Raw genomic sequence first — 7,177 nt, forward strand, 5'->3', positions numbered from 1 at the left:
TCGCGGGCTTTTTTTCTTAGCGCTTGTCGCCGGGGACGTAATCGCGAACGTCGGCCCCGGTGTAGATCTGGCGCGGACGGCCGATGCGCGACCCCGGGGTTTCGTGCTGCTCGATCCAGTGCGAGATCCAGCCGGAGGTACGGGCGATCGCGAACATGACGGTGAACATCTCGGTCGGGATGCCCAGGGCCTTGTAGATGATGCCCGAGTAGAAGTCGACGTTCGGATAGAGCTTGCGCTCGACGAAGTAGTCGTCCTTCAGTGCGGCTTCTTCCAGCTTCATCGCGACTTCGAGGAGGGGATCGTTCACGCCCAGCTCGTTGAGCACGTTGTGGCACGCCTCGCGGATGATCTTGGCGCGCGGGTCGAAGTTCTTGTACACGCGGTGGCCGAAGCCCATGAGACGGAACGAATCGTTCTTGTCCTTCGCACGCTTGACGGCGGTCTCGACCTTGTCGGCCGTACCGATCTCTTCGAGCTGCAGCAACACCGCTTCGTTCGCGCCGCCATGAGCCGGACCCCAGAGCGCGGTGATGCCGGCGGCAACGGACGCGTACGGGTTGGCACCGGTGGAACCGACCAGGCGGACCGTGGAGGTCGACGCGTTCTGCTCGTGGTCAGCGTGCAGGATGAACAGCAGGTCGAGTGCCCGGGCGACGACAGGGTTCACATGGTACGACTCGCTCGGCACTTCGAACATGGTGTGCAGGAAGCGGGTGACGTATTCAAGATTGTTGCGCGGGTAGCGGTTCGGCCAGCCGATGGAGTGGCGATAGATGGCCGAAGCGATGGTCGGCATCTTCGCGATGAGGCGGATGGCGGCCAGTTTGCGGTCTTCCGGGTTCTCGACGTTGAGATCGTCGTGGTAGAACGCCGAGAGCGAGGCGACCGAGGCGGCGAGCATCGCCATGGGGTGCGCGTTGTGGTGGAAGCCCTTCAGGAAGTCCTTAAGGTTCTCGTGCATCATCGAGTGATGCGTGATTTCGCTGGAGAACTTCTCGAACTGCGGCTTGGTCGGCAGCTCGCCGTTGAGCAGCAGGTACGAGGTTTCGAGGAAGGTGGACTTCTCAGCCAGCTGCTCGATCGGGTAGCCGCGGTACAGCAGGACACCCTTGTCGCCATCGATGTAGGTGATGGCGCTCTTGGTGCTGGCGGTGCTGCCGTAACCCGGGTCATACGTGAAGTAGCCGGTGTCCTTGTACAAGGTGCCGATGTCGACGCACTCGGCGCCCAGGGTGCCGCCAATGACCGGCAGTTCACTCACGGGCTTGTTGGATTCATCGACCAATTTGACGGTTTTGGCGTCGGACACGGCGAGCTCCTCTTTAACTTTGGGTGGCGCTTAGGGGGTTGGAAACAGTGGCCTGGGGAAGCCACCATACCGGCCGCGCTACGCGGCCGAAGTTCCCCATTATCGCACATCGCCCGCTCGAACGTCCGTTCGAAAGCCATGAAAACCACGCACGCAAAAAGACACGGGGCAAGCTGTGGGCTCGCCCCGTGTCCGTCTATCCTCGCGAAACGCCACCCCGCAGGCGGCGCGCGGAAAGCGCCGGCTTACTTCTTGCCGTAGCGCTGGCGGAACTTGTCGACGCGGCCACCCACGTCGAGGGTCTTCTGCTTACCCGTGTAGAACGGGTGCGAGTGGCTGGAGATATCCAGCTTGATGACCGGGTATTCGTTACCGTCTTCCCACTTCACGGTTTCCTTCGAGGACATGGTCGAACGCGTCAGGAACGCGAAATCGGACGACAGGTCCTGGAAAACCACCGGCTGGTACTTCGGATGGATGTTCTCTTTCATGGTCTTGATTCTTGAATGGCGGGGTGAAAAGAGCGGCATTGTAGCCCGGGGCTGGTCACTCCGCAACCAGCCCCAAAGGCCCTTGTAGGAGCGCGCTTGCGCGCGATCCCCGCGACCTCAGGCCCCAAGCGCCCCGGCAATCAGCTCATTGAACCGCCGCTGGTCCACTTCAAGCACGATCCGCGCATTGGCCTTGCCACCCAGCCGCTTATGCCAATCCACCACCGTGGCGCCACGGGTCAGCCGGCCATCCAGCTCGATCGCCACGTGCCGCGTCTCCGCCCGGGTGACCATCGCCGGATCCAGCGCCACGGCCATGGCCAGGGCGTCGGCCGCGATAAAGCCGGTGCGCTCGTGCTCCGCATTGAACTTGCGAGCCGTACCGAATACATCGTGGAAGAAGGCGGCGCGCTTGTCGCCCTTCGCGACCCAGCCCTCGTAGACGTCATCAGGGAACGCGTGGCGCACCGTGGCTTCCCAGTCGACCAGATCGAACATTTCGAACGCTTCGAAGACCACGTGGGCCGCCTCGGGATCGAAACCGATGTTGAATTCGGCCGGGACCTTGCCCGTGTTGCCATGGCCGGTGACGGCGCCACCCATGACCACCAGGCGCTTCACGCGCTGCGGGAAGCTTGGATCGAGGCGCACGGCCAGCGCAAGGTTGGTCAGGGGGCCGAGGGCCACCAGCGTCAGCTCACCCGGGCGCTCACGGGTGAGGCGGATAAGGGCCAGCGCGGCGTGCTCGCTCTCAGCCGCGTGCTTCGGCTCCGGGAAACCCACGTCGCCAAAACCGTCCTCGCCATGCACGAATGCCGCGTCTTCTTCCGGTGCCCGCACCAGCGGCGACGGGCAACCGGCGAAGACCGGCGTCGTGGCACCAACCAGGTCAACCAGGGTCCGCGCATTTCGCACCGTGTGCTTCAGACCCACGTTGCCGGCGGCGACGGTCAGGGCAGCAACATCGGTATGCGCATGGGCCATGAGGATGGCGAGCGCGTCGTCGACACCGGGGTCGGTGTCAATCAGGAGCGGCAGTCGTGTCATCTTGCGGTTGCATCCATTGACGGCCGGACAGCATAGCGCTGCCGCGGCGCTTCAGACAGCCTTGGCTTCTGCCGCGGCGCTTTCCCCGAAATCGAAGCCCAGTTCGCCGATAACCCGCTGGACCGCCGCGCATAGCTGCTCGAGCTCGGGCGTGCGCGCCGCCACGCGAGGACGCAGGTCGAGTGTGCAGGTCAGGCCCATCTGCAACAGATCGGCGTGCGCCACGTGCAATGTGTCGGCCTGGGCTTGCGAAAACAGCCCCGACGCACGCATTTCATCGATCAACACGCTGTTCGCTGTCGTTTCCAACAGGCCGGGCAGGTCGACGGCATGCGCGAGCACCAGGCCCTGCAGCACGAATTCGATATCGATCAGGGCACCCCTGCCCTGCTTGAGGTCGATATGCACCGCATCGGATCGGTCGCGTTCCGCGCGCCAGCGCGAGCGCATGGACCCGACCTCGGCGAACACGCGCGCCGTGTCGCGCGGAGCGCCGAGGATCTCCCTGCGCACCGCGTCGAGCATGGCGCCCACCGCGGCATCGCCGGCGACGAAGCGGGCACGCTGGAGCGCCTGGTGCTCCCAAGTCCATGCACGGTCACGCTGGTAGGCCTCGAACGCGTCAACGCTGGCGACCAGCAGGCCCTTCGATCCGTCCGGCCTCAGCCGGGTATCGACGTCGTACAGGCTCCCGGCATGAGTCTGCGCGCCTAGCCAGTGCATGACACGCTGGGCAAGACGCTGGTACCAGCGCGTGCCATCGACAGGACGCGGGCCATCACTCGTCGCGTTGGCGCGTTTGCCGTCATACACGAAGACCAGGTCGAGATCGGAAGCGAAGCCCAGTTCCTCGCCACCGAGGCTACCGTATCCGAGCACGGCGAAGCCAAGGCCATCGCCTGGCAGGCGCCCATGCTGCGCCGTCATCTCGCGCGCTGCCAGCGCGAGCACGGCGCCGATCACCGCTTCGGCCAGCCCCGCGAGACGGCGCGCGGTCGCAGGTGCATCGGCTCGCCCATCGCTGAAGGCAAGGCCAAGCCGGAAGGCGATGCTCGAGCGGAATTCGTTGATGCGTTCGAGTTCGCGTTCCGCATCACGCTCATCCAGCGTACCAAGCGAGCGGACGATCTCGGCGGAGATATCCGCGCGCTTCAGGGGAATCTGGTCGATGCGCGGATCGAGCACGTCATCGAGCAACAACGGTTGTGCGATGACGCGTTCGGCGAGGAACGCGCTCTCCGCGAAGACACCGGCAACGCGGCGGCGCGCGCTGGGTTGCTCGTCCAGCAGGGCGAGGTAGGACGAGCGGCGCGCCACGGCCTGCACCAGGCGCACCATGCGCAACAGGCTCGGCACCGGCGAAGCGCTGGCCCGCGCGGCGCCAATCAGCTGCGGCATCAGGCGCTCCAGGCGCTCGGCGGAGCGAGCCGACATGGAGCGAACCGAGCCTGCGCGTGGCAGCTTTCCAAGCTCATCGGCCGCATCGGCGCCCGGGACGAAACCGGAGGCCTCCATCATTGCGGCCGTGAGCGACTCATCGCGAGCCGCCTGCCATAGCTCAACGTCAGCCGCCGGCGCGGTGGCGGTCTGCCCAGCCTGCGGCACGAGCACCGCCGCGAACTCTGCCGACACCGCCGTGCGGTGCTTCGCAAGCTCTACAGCAAGGGCATCCCAAGAGATGTAGTCCAGGCCGAGCGCGAGGCGTTCCCGCGAGATATCGTCATCGGGAATATCGTGGGTCTGCGCATCGCGCAGCATCTGCACGCGGTTCTCGAGCCGGCGCAGGAAAATGTACGCATCGCGCAGTAGTTTCGCGCGCGATTTCGGTATGTATCCACGTGACTCGCAGGCGCGCAGCGCCGGCAGCAGGCCGCGCACGCGCAGCGCCGGGTCGCGGCCACCACGGATCATCTGGGTAAGCTGCACAATGAACTCGATCTCGCGAATGCCACCCGGACCGAGCTTGAGGTTGCCGGCAAGATCCTTGCGCGCGACCTCGGCATCGATCAGCGCCTTCATTTCACGCAGGCCGGCAAACGCCGTGTAATCGAGGTATCGCCGGTAAACGAAAGGACGCAGCATGTCCTGCAGTTCGCGACCGGCGGTGCGGTCGCCCGCAACAGGGCGCGCCTTGATCCAGGCATAGCGCTCCCAATCGCGACCCTCGCGCTGGTAGTACTGTTCCATCGCGGAGAACGGCAGGGCGAGGCGCCCTGCGTTTCCGAACGGACGCAGGCGCAGGTCGACGCGCGCACAGATACCGTCCACCGTGGGCTCGGCGAGCAGGCGCACGAGCTGCCGCCCTTCGCGCACGAAATACTCGCCGTTGTCGAGCGGGCGCGTGCCATCGGTTTCGCCGCCGGACGCGTAAGCGAGCACAAGGTCGATGTCAGACGAAAAATTCAGCTCATTACCCCCGAGCTTGCCAAAGCCAAGGACGACCATGCGCTGCTCCTTGCCGCCCGGATCGCGCGGCATGCCGTAGCGCGCATGCATCGCATTTTCCGACCAGCGCAAGCCGACAGCGAGCAAGGTTTCATACAACGCGCTGGTCGACGCGAGCGTCTCATCGATGTCATCGAGCCCGTTGACGTCGCGAAACACCAGCCGCACGGCTTCGGCGTGCCGGAAACGGCGAAGGACGGCCAGGCAGCGGTCTTCATCCGCAGGCAATTCCAGCGTCGCGCCGCGCGTCGAGGCATCGGTGTTGGCCCGCAGCTTCTCGAGCCCCGCGGGCGCCAGGAGCTCGGGCTGCCTGCGCAGGATGTCGTAGGCGAAATCAGAGGCGAGCAGCGTGCGGCGGACGCGCTCGGCCACGCCGGCATCATCGTGCAGCGGGATGCGTGCGGCACGGCACGCCGCCATCACGTCCGCATAACGCTGGTCGATCAGGGCACGGAGTTCGGCGCTTTCGCGCGGAGCAGCTGAAGTTTCATTCATGAGGCAGTCATTGTGCCTGACTTGGCGGTAAGGGCGCTGTGGCGCCATTTGCACACTTTTCCGCCGCAAACATACGAAAAATCGTAGAGAAAAGCCGCTTATCGCCTGACAACCGGTTCATGTCCGCTTCGTTACAGTTTGGGTTCCCCTGCGACAGGGGCGTGACACGAGGGATTTTATGAAAGGTAATTCAACAGGTTGGCGAGCCACCCTGGACCGGGTCATTCTTCCGGTAAGCCTGGCGCTGGTGTTCGTGTTCTACACGGGCTTCCTCGACGGCAACCCCGGTGTCGCGTCGTCCGCCTGGGCCACGCAGCCGCTGCATCTGTTCGCAAACGCGTTGCCCGGCCTGCTGTGTGCCACCTTGCTGCTCGTGCTGACACGCCGGGCGGTGCTCTCCTTCGCTCTGGCCTTCGTCGCCCAGGGCCTGGTGCTCTCGATCAGCGCCATCAAGATGCAAAACCTGGGGTCGCCACTGCTGCCCGCCGACTTCCGCATGGTCGGGCAGCTCAAGAATGGCGGCCTCCATCTCCTCGGTGGCTATCTACCCGCCAGCCCCTGGCCTTACCTCGCGATCGCCGCCGCCATCGCCCTGGTCGTGGCCCTCGCGAAGTACGAACCGCCGCTGTTCGCCCGGCGCACGCACGGCCTCCGGCTGCTGAGCGGCGTGTCGCTGATCGCCCTGGTCGGCACCCTGTTCGCTGGCCTTCCCGCGTGGTCGCACATGTACAACAACGGCGCGCTGAGCATCCAGCCGTGGTCTGCCTCCGATAACGCCCGCGATAACGGCGTGGTCACGACACTCGTGCAGTTCCGGTTGCAGAATGCAGGCAAGAAGACCAAGGCCGATCCGGCCGAGGCGGGCCAGTTCATCGCCGCCAGCGACAGTTCGTTGCGCCAGCACATGGCGAATGCGGCGACCAATCAGCGACAGACTCCCGATATCGTCGTGGTGCAGAGCGAGTCGTTCTTCGACCCCTCCGTGATCAATGGCTTGCAGGACGAAAATTTCGCCCCCAACCTGCACCGCCTTGCGCAGCACGCCAGCTCCGGTCAGTTGCACGTGCCGACCTACGGCGGCGGCACCATCCGCACCGAGTTCGAAGTGCTGACGGGCCTGTCGCTGCGCTATTTCCCCACCATGCAGTTCCCGTACCTGGAGATGCATAGCGGCGTCATGCCCGGCATGGTCCGCGCGCTGCGCTCACACGGCTACGAGACCATCGCGGTGCATGGCAACGATCCGGGCTTCTGGAACCGCACGTCGGCGTTCAAGTCGCTCGGCTTCGACCGCTTCGTTTCGCAGACGGCGTTCCCCGCCGACGCGCGGAAGCACGGCGAACTAATGCCGGATAGCGCGATGACCGACCAGATCATGGCGCAGCTG

At 65.0% G+C, this 7,177-nt stretch carries 5 protein-coding genes; 1 reads left to right on the plus strand and 4 read right to left on the minus strand.

The window, feature by feature from the left end:
• Positions 1–16: 16 nt before the first annotated feature.
• The 4 genes from VGN46_RS11860 to glnE form a co-directional block, all read right to left on the minus strand.
• A complete protein-coding gene (locus tag VGN46_RS11860; RefSeq protein WP_331643896.1) occupies positions 17–1,312 on the minus strand; it encodes a citrate synthase in 1,296 nt (431 codons plus the stop codon).
• A gap of 245 nt (positions 1,313–1,557) precedes the next feature.
• On the minus strand, positions 1,558–1,803 hold the full coding sequence (locus VGN46_RS11865; RefSeq protein WP_072323753.1) for a type B 50S ribosomal protein L31: 246 nt from the start codon (positions 1,801–1,803) through the stop codon (positions 1,558–1,560).
• Positions 1,804–1,920: 117 nt separating this feature from the next.
• Positions 1,921–2,850 (minus strand): nucleoside hydrolase, encoded by a 930-nt coding sequence (locus tag VGN46_RS11870; protein ID WP_331643898.1) that lies wholly within the window; start codon positions 2,848–2,850, stop codon positions 1,921–1,923.
• Between the two features lie 51 nt (positions 2,851–2,901).
• Positions 2,902–5,790 (minus strand): bifunctional [glutamate--ammonia ligase]-adenylyl-L-tyrosine phosphorylase/[glutamate--ammonia-ligase] adenylyltransferase, encoded by a 2,889-nt coding sequence (gene glnE / locus VGN46_RS11875; RefSeq protein WP_331643899.1) that lies wholly within the window; start codon positions 5,788–5,790, stop codon positions 2,902–2,904.
• Between the two features lie 178 nt (positions 5,791–5,968).
• Between glnE and VGN46_RS11880 the strand changes: the two genes are divergently transcribed.
• On the plus strand, positions 5,969–7,177 hold a 1,209-nt coding region (locus VGN46_RS11880; RefSeq protein WP_331643901.1), incomplete at its 3' end, for an LTA synthase family protein.

It is taken from the genome of Luteibacter sp., from assembly GCF_036500425.1.
Taxonomy (GTDB): domain Bacteria; phylum Pseudomonadota; class Gammaproteobacteria; order Xanthomonadales; family Rhodanobacteraceae; genus Luteibacter.

What these genes read in the sequence shown, in the direction of transcription:
- VGN46_RS11865 (WP_072323753.1), bottom strand. Translation starts at nt 1,803, where the DNA reads ATGAAAGAGAACATCCATCCGAAGTACCAGCCGGTGGTTTTCCAGGAC.
- glnE (WP_331643899.1), bottom strand. Translation starts at nt 5,790, where the DNA reads ATGAATGAAACTTCAGCTGCTCCGCGCGAAAGCGCCGAACTCCGTGCC.
- VGN46_RS11870 (WP_331643898.1), bottom strand. Translation starts at nt 2,850, where the DNA reads ATGACACGACTGCCGCTCCTGATTGACACCGACCCCGGTGTCGACGAC.